The 18,223-nt window shown below is 46.0% G+C and carries 15 protein-coding genes; 12 read left to right on the top strand and 3 right to left on the bottom strand.

Annotated features, from left to right (window positions below; all coding sequences use genetic code 11):
- Positions 1-712: 712 nt before the first annotated feature.
- The 6 genes from NC997_RS25125 to NC997_RS25100 all read left to right on the top strand — a co-directional run bounded on the left by NC997_RS25125 (position 713) and on the right by NC997_RS25100 (position 7,785).
- Positions 713-2,932, top strand: a complete 2,220-nt coding sequence (locus tag NC997_RS25125) for an ATP-binding protein (protein WP_190523947.1) — start codon at positions 713-715, stop codon at positions 2,930-2,932.
- A gap of 138 nt (positions 2,933-3,070) precedes the next feature.
- A complete protein-coding gene (locus NC997_RS25120; protein ID WP_190523944.1) occupies positions 3,071-3,415 on the top strand; it encodes a DUF4870 domain-containing protein in 345 nt (114 codons plus the stop codon).
- A gap of 314 nt (positions 3,416-3,729) precedes the next feature.
- The gene (locus NC997_RS25115; protein WP_190523941.1) at positions 3,730-4,713 is read left to right on the top strand and encodes an alpha-ketoacid dehydrogenase subunit beta; all 984 of its coding nucleotides are present in this window, start codon (positions 3,730-3,732) and stop codon (positions 4,711-4,713) included.
- Between the two features lie 137 nt (positions 4,714-4,850).
- A complete protein-coding gene (secD, locus tag NC997_RS25110; protein WP_190523938.1) occupies positions 4,851-6,269 on the top strand; it encodes a protein translocase subunit SecD in 1,419 nt (472 codons plus the stop codon).
- The gene (secF, locus tag NC997_RS25105; RefSeq protein ID WP_190438399.1) at positions 6,266-7,243 is read left to right on the top strand and encodes a protein translocase subunit SecF; all 978 of its coding nucleotides are present in this window, start codon (positions 6,266-6,268) and stop codon (positions 7,241-7,243) included. Before secD ends, secF begins: the two co-directional genes overlap by 4 nt.
- 125 nt (positions 7,244-7,368) lie before the next feature.
- Positions 7,369-7,785 (top strand): hypothetical protein, encoded by a 417-nt coding sequence (locus tag NC997_RS25100; protein ID WP_347276024.1) that lies wholly within the window; start codon positions 7,369-7,371, stop codon positions 7,783-7,785.
- Between the two features lie 29 nt (positions 7,786-7,814).
- On the opposite strand, the gene NC997_RS25095 is transcribed toward NC997_RS25100, so the two are convergent.
- Entirely contained in the window at positions 7,815-9,689 is a 1,875-nt protein-coding gene (locus tag NC997_RS25095) for a PAS domain S-box protein (protein WP_190523935.1), read from the bottom strand.
- A 395-nt stretch (positions 9,690-10,084) separates the two neighbouring features.
- On the opposite strand from NC997_RS25095, the gene NC997_RS25090 reads away from it, so the two are divergent.
- From NC997_RS25090 to NC997_RS25075, 4 genes are all read left to right on the top strand, one after another.
- Entirely contained in the window at positions 10,085-10,870 is a 786-nt protein-coding gene (locus tag NC997_RS25090; protein ID WP_190523932.1) for a prolipoprotein diacylglyceryl transferase family protein, read from the top strand.
- The gene (locus tag NC997_RS25085) at positions 10,827-11,258 is read left to right on the top strand and encodes a hypothetical protein (RefSeq protein ID WP_190523929.1); all 432 of its coding nucleotides are present in this window, start codon (positions 10,827-10,829) and stop codon (positions 11,256-11,258) included. The genes NC997_RS25090 and NC997_RS25085 overlap by 44 nt, the downstream gene beginning before the upstream one ends.
- Positions 11,259-11,329: 71 nt before the next feature.
- The gene (locus NC997_RS25080) at positions 11,330-12,754 is read left to right on the top strand and encodes a radical SAM protein (RefSeq protein ID WP_190523926.1); all 1,425 of its coding nucleotides are present in this window, start codon (positions 11,330-11,332) and stop codon (positions 12,752-12,754) included.
- A gap of 54 nt (positions 12,755-12,808) precedes the next feature.
- Positions 12,809-13,126 (top strand): hypothetical protein, encoded by a 318-nt coding sequence (locus NC997_RS25075; RefSeq protein WP_190523923.1) that lies wholly within the window; start codon positions 12,809-12,811, stop codon positions 13,124-13,126.
- A 407-nt stretch (positions 13,127-13,533) separates the two neighbouring features.
- On the opposite strand, the gene NC997_RS25070 is transcribed toward NC997_RS25075, so the two are convergent.
- Both NC997_RS25070 and NC997_RS25065 read right to left on the bottom strand, forming a co-directional pair.
- A complete protein-coding gene (locus NC997_RS25070) occupies positions 13,534-13,860 on the bottom strand; it encodes a hypothetical protein (protein WP_190523920.1) in 327 nt (108 codons plus the stop codon).
- Between the two features lie 182 nt (positions 13,861-14,042).
- Positions 14,043-15,053 (bottom strand): phosphoribulokinase, encoded by a 1,011-nt coding sequence (locus NC997_RS25065; protein WP_190414500.1) that lies wholly within the window; start codon positions 15,051-15,053, stop codon positions 14,043-14,045.
- Between the two features lie 563 nt (positions 15,054-15,616).
- Here NC997_RS25065 and petH point away from each other — a divergent pair.
- Both petH and NC997_RS25055 read left to right on the top strand, forming a co-directional pair.
- Complete coding sequence (petH, locus tag NC997_RS25060) at positions 15,617-16,903, top strand: ferredoxin--NADP reductase (RefSeq protein WP_190429953.1); 1,287 nt, start codon at positions 15,617-15,619, stop codon at positions 16,901-16,903.
- Between the two features lie 553 nt (positions 16,904-17,456).
- Positions 17,457-18,223: ATP-dependent metallopeptidase FtsH/Yme1/Tma family protein (locus NC997_RS25055; RefSeq protein WP_190523917.1), on the top strand; the 767-nt coding region annotated here is incomplete at its 3' end.

Genomic DNA, 18,223 nt, shown 5'->3' with positions numbered 1-18,223 from the left:
ATTATAAAAGGTTCGATTGTGAAACGATGAAGCGTATCCGTATACAACAGACGGAACAACCCAAACCGGAGATAGCCTTTTTACTTTTATTCGTTCTAGGTTTCCGATTGGACTAAGACGCGATCGCTTCTTTCAGTAACATTCCCGATTAACAACTCTCACCTTCATCAAAAATTTAGATTCACTCCTGCTAGCCGCAATTCGCTAGCAGTTTTGTCTAAGGAGGTAAGTCCAATTAACCGGAAAACCTTGCCCATTCGCCTGCTGTGTTGACAAGCTTTGCTCCTCCATTCGCGAGAACCTAATGCTAACAGAGGAAACCTCTGTTTAGACTTTTCGCCCCAAGAAAGGGAGAAAGTTTCTCTCTTTCGTCAATAAAAATTCTCACCCTTCTTCCCCCGACTTGTGGGTGAACTGAGAACGCAGGGAAGTTTCGTTTAAGGTTGCACTTTCTTTATATCTATCTACTTAATTTAATTCTAAGCGGATATATTCCGTTAATACTCGTCTCCTATCTCAAATTACGCACTGCTGACGAATCCAAATACAAGGCGCTAAGCAAAGCAAGTTTTTTTTTAAGTTCTACGCTAAGAAACCAACCGTCTTTTTGCAAGAGCAAAACCACTGTAATTTATCCGGTGCAGACCTACCCGTGCCAGCTCTCGCAAGCGAGCGATATTCAGCTATAAAGTAGCAACCCCAAGGAGACTTTATGCCATCACTCTTGCACAATCTTTTTACTTCCGGGCAATTTATCCCGCACGGACACTGCTACTTATGGAAAACAGGGCTAGTGTGGCTGCATATTCTGTCAGATGGTTTAATCGCCCTGGCTTATTATTCAATTCCGCTGCTGTTGGTTTACATTGTCCGCAAGCGAGGCGATTTGCCCTTTGATTGGGTATTTCTGTTGTTTGGCAGCTTCATCATCGCTTGTGGGACGAGTCATGTGTTGGAAATTTGGACCCTATGGCACCCAATGTATTGGCTGTCAGGGTTAGTGAAAGCTGTAGCTGCTGTGATTTCTGTGGCGACAGGTATTGTATTGATGTCATTGATTCCTAACATCCTAGCACTGCCCAGTCCCGCTCAGATCGAGGAAGCCAACCGCCGACTGAAATCAGAAATTCAGGAACGTCAGCAGATAGAGGCGCAGCTGCGAAGTCAAGAATACTGGCTGAATACCCTGATTGATGCGGTTCCGAACGTGGTGAATATGAAAGACGGTGAAGGACGCTGGCTGATCTCGAATCAAGAAGGACTGAAGCTTTTTCAGCTCGAAGGTGTCGATTATCAGGGCAAGACAGACGCAGAACTAGAAGAGTATACAGAATTTTATCAAGAAGCTCTTTTTGATTGTCAAGAATCCGATGAAAGAGCGTGGCGTGCAGAAACCATTAGCCATTACGAAGAAGAGATTTTATTACCCGATGGTTCAGCGAAGAAGTTTGATGTCGCCAAGGTGCCCTTATTCAACCCAGATGGAAGCCGTAAAGGGATTGTAGTCGTAGCAAGCGACATTACTCAACGCAAGCAAGTAGAGGCGGCATTGCGGGAAAGCGAAGCGAAAAATCGCGCCTTCATCCAAGCCCTACCGGATATGTTGTTTCGGATTTGCAGTGATGGGACTTTTATGGACTTTCAAGCGCCCAGAGAAGATGCTCTGGCGATGCCTCCCAGTCACTTTTTGGGGAAAAGCGTGTGGGAGGTATTACCTACCGAGTTGGCTGAAGCTACCATGTACAACGTATCGAAAGCGATCGCTTCCGGTGAAACACAACTCTACGAGTATCAAATGACTTCCATAGACGGCAACCAGCACGATTATGAGGCTCGGTATGCGCGTAGCTTAGAATCAGAAGCTTTGGTAATAGTACGCGATATTAGCGAACGGCAAGCCGCGCTTCGCGAACGCAAGCAGGCAGAAATTGCTTTACAAAAATCGGAAGCGCAATTAAGACAACAGACACTTCATCTAGAAAAAACCTTATGTGAGTTGAAACAAACCCAATCTCAATTGATTCAGAGCGAAAAAATGTCTAGCTTGGGTCAATTGGTTGCTGGTGTTGCTCACGAAATTAATAACCCTATTAACTTTATTTACGCCAATCTAATTCACACCGACGAATATACAAAAGAATTACTACATCTGATTCGCCTCTATCAGCAACACAATTGCGAACCTGTTCCTGAAATTGCCGCAGTCGTGGAGAACCTTGACTTAGATTTTCTTCAGGAAGACTTACCCAAAATGCTGTCCTCAATGAAGGCGGGGACGAACCGTATCCGCGGAATTGTCTTATCGTTGCGAAACTTCTCGCGCTTGGATGAGGCAGAGGTGAAGGCGGTTAATCTCCACGAAGGCATTGACAGTACCCTGCTGATCCTGCAAAACCGCTTGAAAGGGAAACTGGGACGCCCAGCGATTGAAATTATTAAAGAGTATGGCAATCTGCCCCCCATCGAGTGTTATGCGAGGCAACTGAATCAAGTATTTATAAATATCATCACCAATGCAATTGATGCCTTAGAAGAGGCAGAGGCACAGAGGCGCAGAAGTGCAGAGGAGAATTTGGTACACTCTCCCCAGCAGCTTTGTTCCCCAGCGTCCCTGCCTTGGATTCGGATTCGCACTGAAGTTCAAGACGATCGTCAAGTTGTGGTTCGGATTTCTGATAATGGTCTTGGGATAACGGAGGAGGTACGCCAAAAGCTTTTTGACCCCTTCTTTACAACTAAACCTGTTGGTAGCGGCACAGGTTTGGGGTTATCTATCAGTTATCAAATTGTAGTCGAAAAACACGGCGGCAGCTTGAAATGCATTTCAGCACCGGGACAGGGGGCAGAGTTCGCGATCGCGATTCCAATTCGGCAGCAACATCAGCAAACGACTGCGGTCAGTGACCGAAATTCTGCGGCTGTTTCAGGATAACTTCTCTCTGCTTTAGTACCAGAAGCTTTTGTGCCTTTCGGGTACGGAAAGCCGTTCGCTAGCGTGCGGCTCACCCCCAGCGATCGCGTGTTACAGTCTTGACTAGAGGCAACGCAAGAGAAGCAATAGGGGGTTTAGATGTACGACACGGACAAGCGAAAGTTGTTGTCGGTACTATCTCATGGCTCGATCTTTTTTAGCACGACACTGGTGTCTATCGGGATACCCGTCGCGATGTTATTTGTATCCGATGACCCAGTTGTGAAAGACAATGCCAAAGAAGCAATCAACTTTCACTTGAATGTTTGGTTGTATGGAGCGATTATTGGCTTCTTAACCTTTATCACTCTTGGTTTATTAGGCTTTATCCTCGTGCCTATGGGGTTTGTCGTTCATTGGGCACTGACGATTCTGGCAATTACTCATTGTTTGGGTAATCCCGATCAACCCTACCGCTATCCCTTCATCTTCCGCCTACTTTAAAAAAGGGAAAAGTAAAAAGGAAAAATTATTTAAGTTTCACTTTTTACTTGCATGGCTCTTAAAAAGTACGTGAAGTCAAGAATGCTGTAGGTTGATTAATCATAGATTTTCCAGTAAAACCCGTTTTCTCAAAGAGGACGGGTTATTTCATATTTTTAAGCTTTTGTCAATACTGCGATAGATTTGACGATGTACAAAGTGCGATCGCTTCCGGTTCACCAATCCAGAGCGATGTGCGATCGCTGGCAAAATTCTAGAGCCTCAAGAGGTTAAAATCCTAATCTGACCCGATCAAACTCCTCTCTCCTGTACCGATGGCAGAAACTTTATTCTTCAACGCCCTCCGCGCAGCCATAGACGAAGAAATGGCCCGCGACTCAGCCGTATTTGTCCTTGGTGAAGATGTCGGTCACTATGGCGGCTCGTACAAAGTCACCAGAGACCTGTACAAAAAATATGGTGATCTGCGCGTACTCGACACCCCCATTGCCGAAAACAGCTTCACCGGCATGGCAGTAGGTGCTGCAATGACAGGTCTCAGACCGATTATTGAAGGCATGAACATGGGCTTTTTGCTCCTTGCCTTTAACCAAATTTCTAACAACGCTGGAATGCTGCGCTATACTTCCGGCGGCAACTTCAAAATTCCGATGGTGATTCGGGGGCCAGGTGGCGTCGGTCGTCAATTGGGTGCCGAACACTCTCAGCGCCTAGAAGCTTATTTCCAAGCAGTACCGGGTTTAAAAATTGTCGCCTGCTCCACACCTTACAACGCCAAAGGATTGTTAAAGGCAGCCATCCGCGACGATAATCCGGTTTTATTCTTTGAACACGTCCTCCTCTACAACTTGAAAGAAGATTTACCAGAGGAAGAATATGTGCTGCCCTTAGATAAGGCAGAAGTGGTGCGGCAAGGTAAGGATGTCACGATCCTGACTTATTCGCGGATGCGTCACCATGTTATGCAAGCGGCAAAACAGATGGAAAAAGAAGGTTTCGATCCAGAAGTGATTGACCTGATTTCCCTCAAACCACTGGATTTCGATACCATCGGCGCTTCCGTCCGGAAAACCCACCGGGTGATTATCGTAGAGGAATGCATGAAAACCGGCGGGATTGCGGCAGAATTGACAGCCTCAATTAACGATCGGCTGTTTGATGAGCTAGATGCACCTGTTCTGCGGCTATCTTCCCAGGATATCCCCACACCTTATAATGGAACGCTGGAGCGGTTGACGATTGTCCAACCCGAGCAAATTGTGGAAGCCGTGCAAAAGATGATGGCACTCCAAGTGTGATCGGTCATTAGTCCTTAGTCCCTAGTCTGAGTCAATTGCCAATGACGAATGACTAATGACTAATGCCCGCTGACAATCAATCCGGATCGACCAGCCCAAAAGGGATTATCATAGCATTTGTTTGAGCGGGTCGTGGTATGCAGAGACAGCGTTCTTTATTAGCCTTAATTCTGGTTCTGGTGATTGCTTCTATCACCGTGCTTGCCAGGATTCCAATTCGGCTGGGATTAGACCTTCAAGGGGGATCGCAACTGACGCTTCAGGTGAAACCCACTGAAGGCAAAGAAATCACGCGAGAAGATTTAGAAGCAGTTCAGAAAGTCGTAGAGAACCGGATTAACGGTCTTGGAGTCTCTGAAGCAATTGTGCAAACGGTCGGACAAGACCAGGTTTTGGTGCAGCTACCGGGGGTCAGCGATCCGGAGCAAGCAGAACGGGTGCTGGGTGGCACTGCTCAATTGGATTTCCGCGAACAAAAACCGGGTTCGGAAACCCAGTTGCAAATTGAACAACAGCTGCGACGGGAATTAAAAGCGAAGCAGGATGAGTTGAGAAAGACGAAAGACGAAGCGGAGATCGCTAAAAATCAGGAAGCTCTCCAGCGGAGTAACCAAGCGATCGCAGCTTTGTTTGAGCGCACCAATCCCCCACTGACAGGCAAAAACCTCACGGGAGCCACCGCCCGACCTTTTCAGACGAGCGACAATTGGAGCGTCAACATTTCCTTCGATCCAGTAGGAGGCGGACGCTTTGCCCAGTTGACCAAAAATATTGCTGGGACGGGACGCACTTTGGGAATCTTCTTAGATGAAGAACTGCTCAGCGCTGCTACCGTTGAAGTGAAGTATGCCCAAGAAGGCATCAGCGGCGGAGGTGCCGAGATTACAGGCAACTTTAGCTTAGAAGAAGCCAACGAGCTGGTCGTCCAGCTGCGGGGCGGTGCCCTACCCTACCCAGTGGAAATCATTGAAAACCGTACCGTGGGGGCAACCCTGGGGCGAGATAGTATCCAAAGCAGTATTTACGCCTCTATCGGTGGTCTGATTTTGGTATTGATCTTCATCGGCGTCTATTACCGCTTACCGGGGGCAATTGCTGGGATAGCGCTAGTCATTTATTCGCTATTGTGCTTATCTGGCTTTGTTTTACTCGGCGTTACTTTGACTCTCCCTGGGATTGCTGGTTTTATTCTCAGTATCGGGATGGCAGTCGATGCCAATGTACTGATTTTTGAGCGGACGCGGGAAGAATTAAGAGCCGGGAAGAGTTTATATCGTTCGGTAGAATCTGGTTTTTATCGGGCATTTTCCAGCATTTTGGACGGTAACGTCACAACGTTAATTGCTTGTGGGTTTATGTTTTGGCTGGGTTCGGGTCTGGTAAAAGGCTTTGCCCTGACGCTAGCAATCGGAGTCTTAGTGAGTATGTTTACAGCAATTACCTGTAGCCGTACCCTACTCATGACAGCGATCAGCTTTCCAGAATTACGCAAGCCACAATGGTTTTGTCCGAATTTGCAGGCGTCAAGGAAGTCTGAGCCAGAGGTAGGGTCATGAAATTAAATCTAATCAAACGGCGATCGCTCTGGTGGACGATTTCTGCCGTCCTGATCCTGAGTGGACTGATTGCGATGGTAATCAACTGGACGCAGATCGGTGCGCCGTTACGTCCCAGTCTAGATTTTGTCGGCGGTACGCGGTTGCAGTTTGAACTCGATTGTTCTAAACCAAACAACTGCGATCGACCGATTGATATCGCGACGGTTCGGGAAGCGATCGCAGCTCAGGGTTTGGGTGACAGTAGCATCCAAGCGTTAACCAGGAACGCTCAAGGGCAAACTCAGCCGGGTGTGTCTATTCGCACCAAAGCGTTGAATGTTGACCAACGCACCAAGCTGCAAAATGCCTTAAACCAACTCAGAGCCTTCGATCCCCAAAAGACTCAGATAGACACGGTGGGGCCGACTCTCGGACGCCAGTTATTTGCCTCTGGTTTACTGGCGATCTTGCTCTCCTTTGTGGGTATTTTTGTTTACCTGACCTTTCGCTTCCAGTTCGACTACTCCTTGTTCGCCTTTGTTGCCTTGCTCCACGATGTTTTGATCACCCTAGGGTTTTTCGCCATCTTGAGCTTGGTGTTCGGTACTGAAGTCGATAGCTTATTTGTCGTCGCTATCTTGACGATCATCGGTTTCTCAGTCAACGATACGGTGGTGATCTACGACCGGGTTCGGGAAGTCATTAAACTGAATCCTGGAGAGCATATTAACCAGATTGTCGAAGACGCGGTTAATCAAACCCTGACTCGCTCGATCAACACTACATTTACGGTGTTGTTGACTTTGTTTTCCATCTTTTTCTTTGGTGGAGAAACGCTGAAAAACTTTGCTTTAGCGCTGATTGTTGGGTTTGCCGCTGGTGCTTATTCCAGTATCTTCATTGCGAGTACCCTTTTAGCTTGGTGGAGAGAACGGACGGGTCAAGCGATCGCTATTGCGGCAACGGAACCCAAAGCTTCTGATGAAATCTGAAGGGCATAAGGCAAGAAGCAATGAATCAGGCAAGAGACGATCGCTGGGAGCAAGGGAGCAGAGGAGCTGGAGAGCCGGAGAGTGGGGAAGTACAGGATAATCTAGATTCAACTTCTCCTCTACCCCTGTGCCCTTCTGAACCTCTGACTCGCAACCCCCTCAGCCATACTGATGACCCAAGCTTCCAACAGCAAGTGCAAAGGTTACACCGGCTGACTGTCTACGGCAGGTGGCTGGTCGCTGGGTTGCTTTGGATTACCATTGGTCCCTTGAGTCTCTGGGGCTTGCGCTACCCAATTTCTCTATTGCGGGAATACTTTACCTGGGCGGCAGTGCGATATGGACTTTATTACAATCCACTGCCAGCCCTGGGACTTGCTTTGTGCATTGGCATGACAGCTTCTGTATTGGTGTGGCAAAGTCGCAATATTTTACTAGGAATATCCAGTCGGGAACAGCATCGCTTAGAGCAACAGGTATATCGGATTCGCCAGCAAGGGCAAAGTCACCCACTTTGGAAGTGGGTTTGTCAAATCAATTAAAACTTTAATTTCTAACTTTTAATTGTTTCTCAGGCGCACCGAGACAGAGCTGGTTCGGAACGAGTCTGCCGAATCGGAATTTCAATTAAAAACTCTGCCCCTTTTCCCGGTTCGGAAACACAAGTCAATTGACCGCCGTGCTTTTCGACGACAATCTGATAGCTAATGGACAAGCCGAGTCCCGTACCTGTGCCTATCGGTTTCGTGGTAAAGAAGGGGTCAAATAACTTACGACGGACTTCCTCGTTCATCCCAGGGCCATTATCAGCAATCCGAATGGCGATGCGATCGCTGTCTTTGACCTCGGTACAAATCCGAATACAAGACTGAGGAGCCGGGGAGCCAGAAAGCCAGGGAGATACCATCTCCTGTGCCCCTTTGCTTCTGGGTCCCTCTGCCTCCTCCAGGGCATCAATCGCATTATTGAGGATATTCATTAATACCTGGTTGAACTGACCGGCATAGCACTCCACCAATGGTAGGTCGCCATATTCTTTAACGACCTCGATCGCCGGATGGGTAGCGGTAGCTTTTAAGCGGTCTTGCAGCAATCTCAGAGTGTTGTCAATGCCTTCGTGAATGTTGACCGACTTCTTTTCTGCTTGGTCATGGCGCGAGAAGTTCCGCAGAGAGGCGACAATTTGCCGAATGCGGTCAGCCCCTAACTTCATTGAGGACAGCAGTTTCGGCATATCTGCGATCACGAAATCGAGATCGATTTCATCTATCAGATCCTGGATTTCCTCAGGGGGTTCGGGGGAGTGTTTTCCATAAAGTTGCAACAACTCGATCAAGCTTTGAATATAGTGAATGGCGTAGTCGAGATTCCCGTAGATGAAACTGACAGGATTGTTGATTTCGTGGGCAATACCAGCAACCAATTGTCCCAGACTGGACATTTTTGCACTTTGAATCAGCTGGGTTTGAGTTTGTTTTAATTCGCTTAAGGCTTGTTTTAGCTTTGCTGCTTTTTCTCGCAATTGCGCTTCTGATTGTCGCAAAGCTTTCTCCGCTTGCTGACGCTCTTTAACTTCCCTCTTTAGCAGCTCATTGGCGGCTTTTAATTCAGCGGTGCGTTCCTCGACTCGTCTTTCTAAGTCGTTATTTGCTTGTTCCAGCGCTGCTTGCGATCGCTTGCGTTCGGTGATATCCCTCGTTATTGTGGCAAAGCCGCGCAGTCGTCCATCTTCGTCTCGTAAAGCTGTGACGACAACATTTGCCCAAAACTGCGACCCGTCTTGGTGTAAGCGTAAAGTTTCCCATTCATACCGACCGTTCAATGCTGCCTTTTTTAAAACTTGCTCAGGTTTGCCGCTCCTGATCTCGTTGGAAGGAAAAAAGCAGGAGAAATGCCGACCAATAATTTCCTCTGCCTGATACCCGTTCAGCCTTTCCGCCCCTTTGTTCCAACTAATAACTTTCCCACTGGTATCGAGCATATAAATTGCATAGTCTTTGACATTTTTGATTAACAAGCGGAAACGCTCTTCACTTTGCCGCAGTTCCTCTTCTGCCTGTTTGCGCTCGGTAATGTCACGAGCCGCGGCGTAAATTAATTGTTCTTCCGCGCACAGGGCGGCATTCCACAGCAGCCATTTGTAGGTTCCGTCTTTGCAGCGGAAGCGGTTTTCAAAAGTGACCGTCTCCCCAGTGCTGGATAGTTCCTGCAATTGAATCAGAGTAGATTCCCGGTCTTTGGGATGAATAAATGCGATCCACGGCTTGGCTAGAAATTCCTCAGATGTGAACAGCAGCGTTTTTTCGCACATCGGGTTCAGTCGCTTGAAATAGCCGTCGAAACCAGCGATGAAAAACATATCCAGCGACAGTGTGAAGAAACGATTATTCTCTACTTCCACTTTGCTGCTCTCGGTAATTGGGGATTCTGCCGCTGGGATTGCCATTTTTCACTTTACCTACCTAGTTCGCTCAAATCATCTCCTTTATGCTTTCCCTGATGTTGACGGAGACTCTAGTCCTGATGAATTCTCAAAGCTGGCGATGCATGTTTACACATCATATAGTTTTTTATTTATTACTTGACAGTTATTAACAATTTTTATACGGAAGATTTAGATTTTGCATGTAAAATGCCTTGCTATATATCGCTGGCAAGAAATTTTTAATCCTTAAGCAGAGGATAGCAATCTTCTGTGAAGAGTTCCAGGAAATATAGCTTCTACAAGCTTGGCTGGGTATGGTATCGTCTAGGCAACCTCTGTCTAGCTCCAGGCAACAGGGCTTGTCGGGTATATTTTCAGCCATGAAGAGGCACTATCCGCAAGCGGAGATACAAATAATGAGTTTCCCGGTTTATTTGTGGCTGGGTTCGGTGCGGATTCACCCTCATATTTTGTTTGAGTCGTTGGCGTATGCGATCGCTTTCCGTTTATTAATCAAAAATGCTCGCAAAGACGCGCTCGCACCCACGCAGCGCAGTTCGGTAATTGTCGGTGGCTTGGTTGGGGCGCTAGTTGGTGCGAAAGCGCTGGTTTTACTACAGCACATCGATTTAATTGGGAATAATTGGCAACTATTCTTTTTGGTTCTCCTTCAAGGAAAAACGGTCGTAGGGGCGTTACTCGGTGGATTGATTGGTGTAGAAATTACCAAGAAAATGATTGGTGTCAATCGATCTACCGGCGATGTTTTTGTTTATCCCTTGATTGTGGGAACGGCAGTGGGACGGATTGGCTGCTTTTTGACGGGATTAAGCGATCGCACTTACGGCATTCCCACTCATTTACCTTGGGGAGTAGATTTTGGTGATGGCATTCCCCGGCATCCAACTCAATTATATGAAGTTATTTTTTTACTAATTTTAATGATATTTTTACAAATTCGCAGCCGCTACCATCGGCAAGAAGGCGAATTATTTAAGTTTTACATGGTTTCTTATTTAAGCTTTCGCTTTTTCATGGATTTTATAAAACCCGATTTTCACCCTATCTTGGGACTAAGTGCTATTCAAATTGCTTGTTTATTAGGAATTTTATATTATCGGAGCAGTATTATAAAATTGTTCGTTTTTGAACCATCCAATGCAATTTACTGTCAAGGGGAATCAAGAAAAAGTAATTATTGATATTCAAGGGATAAATAATCTCGATACAGACGATTATTGGGATAGAACTTGGATTAACTCGGAAATTGAGATAATTTTACCTGGTTATCACGCTAATTTTTTCGGTGATATACGGACTGAGGAAATATTTAGTTTCTTGGAACAACTTAAAGAGATGTCTCAAACGCTATCTGGTGTTGCCGAACTAAATACAATGGAAGGATTGATGAACCTAAAAGCAGAAATGAATAATTTAGGACACATCCAATGGAATGGAAAAACAACTTATCCAATTGGAAATGGCAACACTTTAACCTTTAATTTTTCTAACGATCAATCTTTCCTCGCAAATCTTATAACTGAGTTGCAAATGATAAAGAAGCATTTTCCTATAATTGGAAACCTGTGAATCCCTTCCATACATTTAGAATCAACAAAGAAAGCTGACTAACCCATTGTATTCATTTTAGAAAAAAATATATGCCTACTCGAAACTACCTTTTCTATGCTTTAACTAACAGCGTTTGCTCTAAATGTCTCATCAAAGTAGAGGCGAAAATTATCTTTCGAGATGATTGCGTTTACCTGGTAAAGCACTGTCCTACCCACGGACATCAAGAAGTCTTAATTGCTGATGATATCGATTATTACAAACTCTCCCAGGAATTTATCAAACCAGGAGATATGCCGCTTAAATTTAATACTCCCATAAAATATGGCTGTCCCTATGACTGCGGACTTTGCCCCGATCACGAACAACATAGCTGTTTAACTTTAGTAGAAGTAACAGATCGCTGCAATCTTTCTTGCCCAATTTGTTACGCAGATTCGGGCACAGAAGAAGTTTCTCAACATTCCAGTCAATCCCGGCGTCATCGCACCTTAGAGCAAATTGAAAGGATGATTGATGCGGTGGTGGCGAATGAAGGAGAACCCCAGGTTGTGCAAATTAGCGGGGGCGAACCAACGATTCATGCAGAGTTTTTTAAAATTCTGGATATTACTAAAAGTAAGCCAATTCGCCATTTAATGATCAATACCAATGGTATTAGAATTGCCAAAGACCGAAATTTTTGCGATCGCTTAAGTCAATATATGCCCGGAATTGAAGTCTATCTCCAATTTGATAGCTTTGAGGCGGCAGCATTAGAGGAGTTACGTGGGGCAGATTTGCGAGAGATTCGGGAACAAGCGATCGCACATCTCAACGAGTTTAACATCTCTACAACTTTGGTCGTTACCCTGAAAAAAGGGCTAAACGACAGCGAAATCGGCAAAATTATCGAATACGCCTTGCAACAGCGATGCGTGCGGGGTGTTACCTTTCAACCGATTCAGGCAGCAGGGCGTCTGGAGGGATTTGAGCATGAGCGCGATCGCTACACTCTCACAGAAGTTCGTCGCTCTATCTTACAGCAGAGTCCCTATTTTAAGCCAGAAGATATTCTCCCAGTTCCTTGCCATCCCGATTGTTTAGCAATGGCTTACGCGTTGAAAGTTAAGGGCAAAGTGATACCCTTAACTGGACTTTTGGAGCCAAATACCTTTGTAAAAATCATGCCAAATTCTGTTCTTTATGAACAGGATAATGAGCTAAAGCGAAATATTTTTAATTTGTTTTCCACTAGCCATTCACCCGCATCTTCTGCAACATCTTTAAAACAGTTACTTTGTTGTTTGCCACTACTACCTGTTCCTGAAGGAATTACCTACGAAAATATATTCCGGGTGATGATTGTCCAGTTTCTCGACCCCTTTAACTTTGATGTCCGTTCTGTAAAACGTTCCTGCATCCACATTGTGCATCCCGATGGGAGGATTATTCCATTTGATACGTTTAATATGTTTTACCGCGAGGGAAGTGCTGGATATCACTTGGTTAATAATCGTCCCCTCTTGGTTTAATTTATCTAAAACCATTATTAACAACAAATATTAGTTTAATTCAGCAGGAGTTTTATGGAACATAAAAATGAATTGCTTGGGGTACTTTCCGGAATGCTGTTGTTATTAGGTATGCATCTTATCGCTGGTCTAGCAGTATTTTTAGTAAGTTTTCCTGTTGCTGCTTTGCTAGGAGGAGGATACGCTATTTTAATCGTTTGGGCGTTTTCTGCTATTTCTATATTCTTATGGCAGCTTTTATATGTGATTCCGCTTATTTTTTGGCTAAGACGGCGACAGCGAGGGGCAATGGTGAAAGGGGTGATTATTTGTGCAGTTCTTACCGCTTTATTAAATGGAGCCTGCTATTTACTGTACTTTAGTCCTAAATAAAACGCTAAATTTTATAACACCCTAATATAGCAGCAATAATTTCATGTTTATAAGAACAAAATTATGCGCTCAAGGAATGAAATCACTGAAATGATTAGCAGTATATTCTTACTATTAGGAATACATATTTTAGTTTTGGTTATCTTAGGATTTTTATCGTCTATAATCGTGAATTTATTGTATATTTATACGATCGCTTAAATTGTAGCAATATTAATTTTTTATATTGGATTGTCTTAACTTCTGTATGTAATCCCAATAATTTTTTGGCTAAGACGGCAACAAAGATGGGGATTGATGAAAGGAGTGATTAGTGGTGCAGTTCTTACTGCTTTACTCAACGGTGGTTGCTGGCTCTTCATCCTTTGGGTAAGCCGGTAAATATTAAATTCCCCGACCCAGTGGCACTAGATTGAGTGGCTGCTATTCGCGCCTTTTTTCGTCTTCTTTTCGATTTTGAAAGAAATGGGACGAGGCGATTGAGGCGTGAGGTTCGATGGAGATTGGCTAGAAACAGAACGCATGGCTAGCGGCGTCTGGTCTTTAATCGACGCTGGTTCGTCTTCGTGGCTTCGCAAAAAAGGAAAGCTAGATAGTTTGTCGTAGTTAGATGCGATCGCTAAAAACGCACCTCCCAGAATATACACCGGCAACGGCAGCGTGAACTGTTTCAACCACTGATAGATTTCTGCAAAGCCAAACAGCAGCAAAAAACTGGCAACCCACACTCTCATATTTCTACTCAACCCAATCCCAAAATTTATATCTCTATTAAAACCTAGATACCTAAAATAAAATGCGAGAGCCTTTTGTCAGTCTCTCGCGTCAGCAATTCACTTAGATAGCCCTTGCTAGAAGGCTTTGAACGCAGTCGTAGGGACTCACGAGCGTGCATCCCTACCCTTGGGGGTCTAGTTTATACTTTCGTCGCTGCCAACGGTTGGCTCTTTCCAGACGTTAACCGCTCGTAGGTTGCCCGCATCTTCAGACCGACCAGCACTTGGAACAAGCCAGTTCCGTTATTAGAGCCTGGATATTCCCGATGCTTGAGCAACAGTTCGGTCAGTTCCCCGTGGTACTTAGCCGCAGTCTTGCTGAGGTGGCTTTCAATGTAGATGACTTCCTCTAGCTTGTCGAACTGACCATCTACTTCCAGAACGGACACCTCATGACCATAGTAAGAGTCTGGGCCATAGTACATCTTGATGCCAGGGTAGCCGCAGGTTAGCTTACGACCGCAGGGTCTCCAATCAATCGTAGACCCTTCATCAAATAGATAAGCTGGCTCAAAGCCTTCCACGCCATCGCGCTGAAGCAAGCGCACCCGCAGGATTTGACCTACCTTCTCTTCCTTGACTAATTGCGTCGGCAACACCTGGATCACAACGTCAGCGTGTTCCTTCTGCGGCTCGATGTAGGCAGTAAAATCTGGGCGGCGAGCGTTGATGGCAGCGAGTACGTCTTCGTATCGGTGCCCGCGCTCAGCCATATCCCGCTGAATCTTCCAGGCAATCTTAACGTCATCGCTGATGTCGAGATAAACGCTGAAGTCGAGGAGCGATCGCACCCGCTCATCATACAAAGGATGAAGCCCCTCAATCACAATAATATGGTTAGGATCGACTCGCTCTGGAGGATCGATCTCGCCGGTTTCGTGGTTGTAAATTGGCTTTTCAATGGACTGACCGTTCTTGAGCGCTTTGATCTGCTCGGCCATCAGATCGAAGTTATTCGCCTTGGGGTTCAGCGCCGTAATTCCAGTTTCTTTGCGCTGTTTCCGATCCAGGCTATGGTAATCGTCCAGGCAAATCACCGTGACGAAATCTTCCCCAAACAAATCTGTTAATCGGCGCAAAAATGTAGATTTACCGCATCCGGAGTCTCCAGCAACACCAATTAGAACCACGCGATCCAGCTGACTGGTCATAGCTTCCCTCTAACGCAAAAAATTTTTTCTCATTGAGTTTTAAGCAATCTAAATCCTCAGCCCGGAGGGCACCCCGTTGGTTACTCTTGCAGCTCTTGCGACACAGCAAGAAGGCATAACCAGTAGGAGCTTACAGCACCCTAGAGTAAGGCCCGTTGGGGAAGACTCAAGCTTCGTCCAGTAAGTATTTAATACTAGATGTTACACAGTATCTTACCAGAACGGGATAGACGCTACAAGCTAACCCCAGTGGAATCATCTCGCTCAGTATTTATGCTACGGCGTGCCGTGCATTTTTAGAAAGGAAAAATTAAATTGACTCAATGGAGACATTATTTAAATAAATTGCTGGCTACCCTAAAAAAAGCTAGCGAAGGGTTTCCCAATCGCCATCCGGCGAGGAAGAATATCCCTAATATTAGCGACGTTAACTATCCAGAAACTATCCAGATTCAGTCATTGCCCTCTTTTACCTGCCCTCGGTCAGCAGAGCGATATGTGGTGGAAAGACCGCTTTGTAGCAGAATGTTAACAGAAGGTGGGTTCGGAGATATTTAAGAGCAATGTACAATTCCACAGCAGCCAACGGTACTGCCAATTCAGAATCTGGTAGCCGCGTCTTTGTTTATGAAGTGGTGGGCCTGCGTCAGAACGAAGCAACTGACAACGTAAACTACCCGATTCGTCGTAGTGGCAGCGTGTTTATCACAGTGCCCTACAATCGCATGAATCAAGAAATGCAACGGATCGCTCGTTTGGGCGGCAAAATTGTCAGCATCCACCCTCTGGGTGCTGACAACGGAGCAAATGGCTCTAAGGGTAGCTCCCCCAGCTCCCCTGCTGCCGCAAGCGTTGAGTCAAGTGCAACGAATGCTCCTGCCACTTCGCAAACCGTCGCACAGGACACTCAAGCACCAAAAGAGAGTAAGCCTATGACTCAAGCGAAGGAAAAAACGGAAAAAGATATTCCCGTTAATATCTACCGCCCGAATAATCCCTTTATTGGTAAGTGTCTGAGTAATGAAGAGTTAGTTGGTGAGGGTGGGATCGGCACCGTTCGTCACCTGATCTTTGACATCTCCCAAGGGGATCTCCGTTATTTAGAAGGTCAAAGTATTGGCATCATCCCGCCGGGAAATGACAACAAGGGCAAACCCCACAAACTAAGACTGTACTCGATTGCCTCGACTCGTCATGGCGACAAGGTTGATGACAAGACTGTATCGCTGTGTGTCCGGCAACTAGAGTATAAGCATCCAGAAACGGGCGAAATGGTCTATGGTGTTTGCTCTACCCATCTGTGCAATCTCCAGGTTGGGGACGATGTGAAAATTACCGGACCAACTGGTAAAGAAATGTTGTTACCAGAAGATCCGAATGTCAACGTGATCATGTTGGCAACCGGAACGGGTATTGCGCCATTCCGCGCTTACCTGTGGCGGATGTTCAAGGAAAATGAAAGAGCAGTTAACACCGACTACGAATACAAGGGTTTAGCTTGGCTCATTTTCGGGATTCCCACCAGCCCCAACATCCTGTACAAGGAAGAACTTGAAGAACTGCAACAGCAGTACCCTGAAAACTTCCGCCTCACCTATGCCATCAGCCGGGAACAGAAAAACCCCGAAGGCGGCAGAATGTACATTCAGGATCGGGTGGCTGAACACGCTGATGAACTCTGGAAAATGATTCAGCAAGAGAATACCCACACCTATATCTGCGGTTTGAAGGGTATGGAAGGGGGCATTGATGAAGCCCTCTCCGCCGCTGCTGCCAAGGATGGGGTGACTTGGAGCGAATACCAAAGAACGATCAAGAAGGCTGGTCGTTGGCACGTAGAAACCTACTAGGTTACTACTGGCTGGAAGTCCTGCCTAGTCGTCTCTCCTTGACTCTCATAAAAACCCAGTTTCTTAAAGAAACTGGGTTTCTCAGTTTGATGGCGCTCGCTTCAAGCCAACTGGCGCGTCTGTCTTACCAGAATTGAAACTGGGAAGCAGGCGCGTCAATCCTTTGGAGGAAGGTTATTTTCCTGATTCATTGCAAGATATTCAGGCGTGGGCGTAGATTCGCACAGATGAATATCTGCAATGATTATTTTCTCTTGACAAAACCCCTCAAAGGATATAAGTGAAGCAGTCAGTTGATCCAATGATGAGAATTAAGTTAAATTTAATTAAGTTCACGTTTAAGGTGCCAATGTTCGCCCTATAGGGACAAGCCTAAATGTCCTGGTGGTAGCAAATCCAGCTCTTGGCTAGGATTTCCTGCCTAAAGTTTTGCTCGATTAGGTAAAAAAAGGAATGTTTCAGTTCCTTCAACTAGCTCTCATCCCTTGTTTGTGATAACGCTTTATCTGCGCTGAATCTGCTTCTATTAGCCGTATCTAGAGACAACCGATTTATGAAATTTTCCTGGAGAATATTAGTACTTTGGACATTACCCGCCTTAGTCATAGGGTTTTTCCTCTGGCAAGGGGCATTTGCTGCTGCTCCCACCGATATGGGCAAAAACACTGCTAGTACCCGCATGACCTATGGGCGCTTTCTGGAATACCTAGATGCCCAAAGAGTTACCAGTGTTGACCTCTACGATGGGGGTCGGACAGCAATTGTCGAAGCCGTCGATCCGGATCTCGATAACCGCATCCAACGGCTGCGGGTAGATTTGCCAACCACTGCCCCAGAATTGATTGCTAAGCTCAGAAACGCGAATATCAGCTTTGATACCCATCCCGCTCGCAACGATGGAGCTATCTGGGGATTTTTGGGGAATTTAATTTTTCCGATTTTGTTGATTGCTGGGCTGTTCTTCCTATTCCGTCGCTCTAGCAACATTCCTGGCGGTCCGGGGCAAGCCATGAACTTTGGCAAATCAAAAGCCAGATTTCAGATGGAAGCCAAAACCGGCGTCAAATTTGACGACGTCGCAGGCATAGAAGAAGCCAAAGAAGAACTCGAAGAAGTCGTTACCTTCCTCAAACTACCAGAGAAATTCACCGCAGTCGGCGCGAAAATTCCCAAAGGCGTTCTGTTAATTGGTCCTCCCGGAACCGGAAAAACATTACTCGCCAAAGCGATCGCCGGGGAAGCCGGGGTTCCCTTCTTCAGCATCTCCGGAAGTGAATTTGTGGAAATGTTCGTCGGCGTTGGTGCATCCCGCGTCCGCGA

It is taken from the genome of Trichocoleus sp. DQ-A2, from assembly GCF_039961915.1.
In the GTDB taxonomy this organism is placed as follows: Bacteria; Cyanobacteriota; Cyanobacteriia; order Cyanobacteriales; family FACHB-T130; genus FACHB-T130.
Note: the sequence above shows the minus strand (reverse complement) of the source record. Positions and strands in the feature narration are given on the sequence as shown.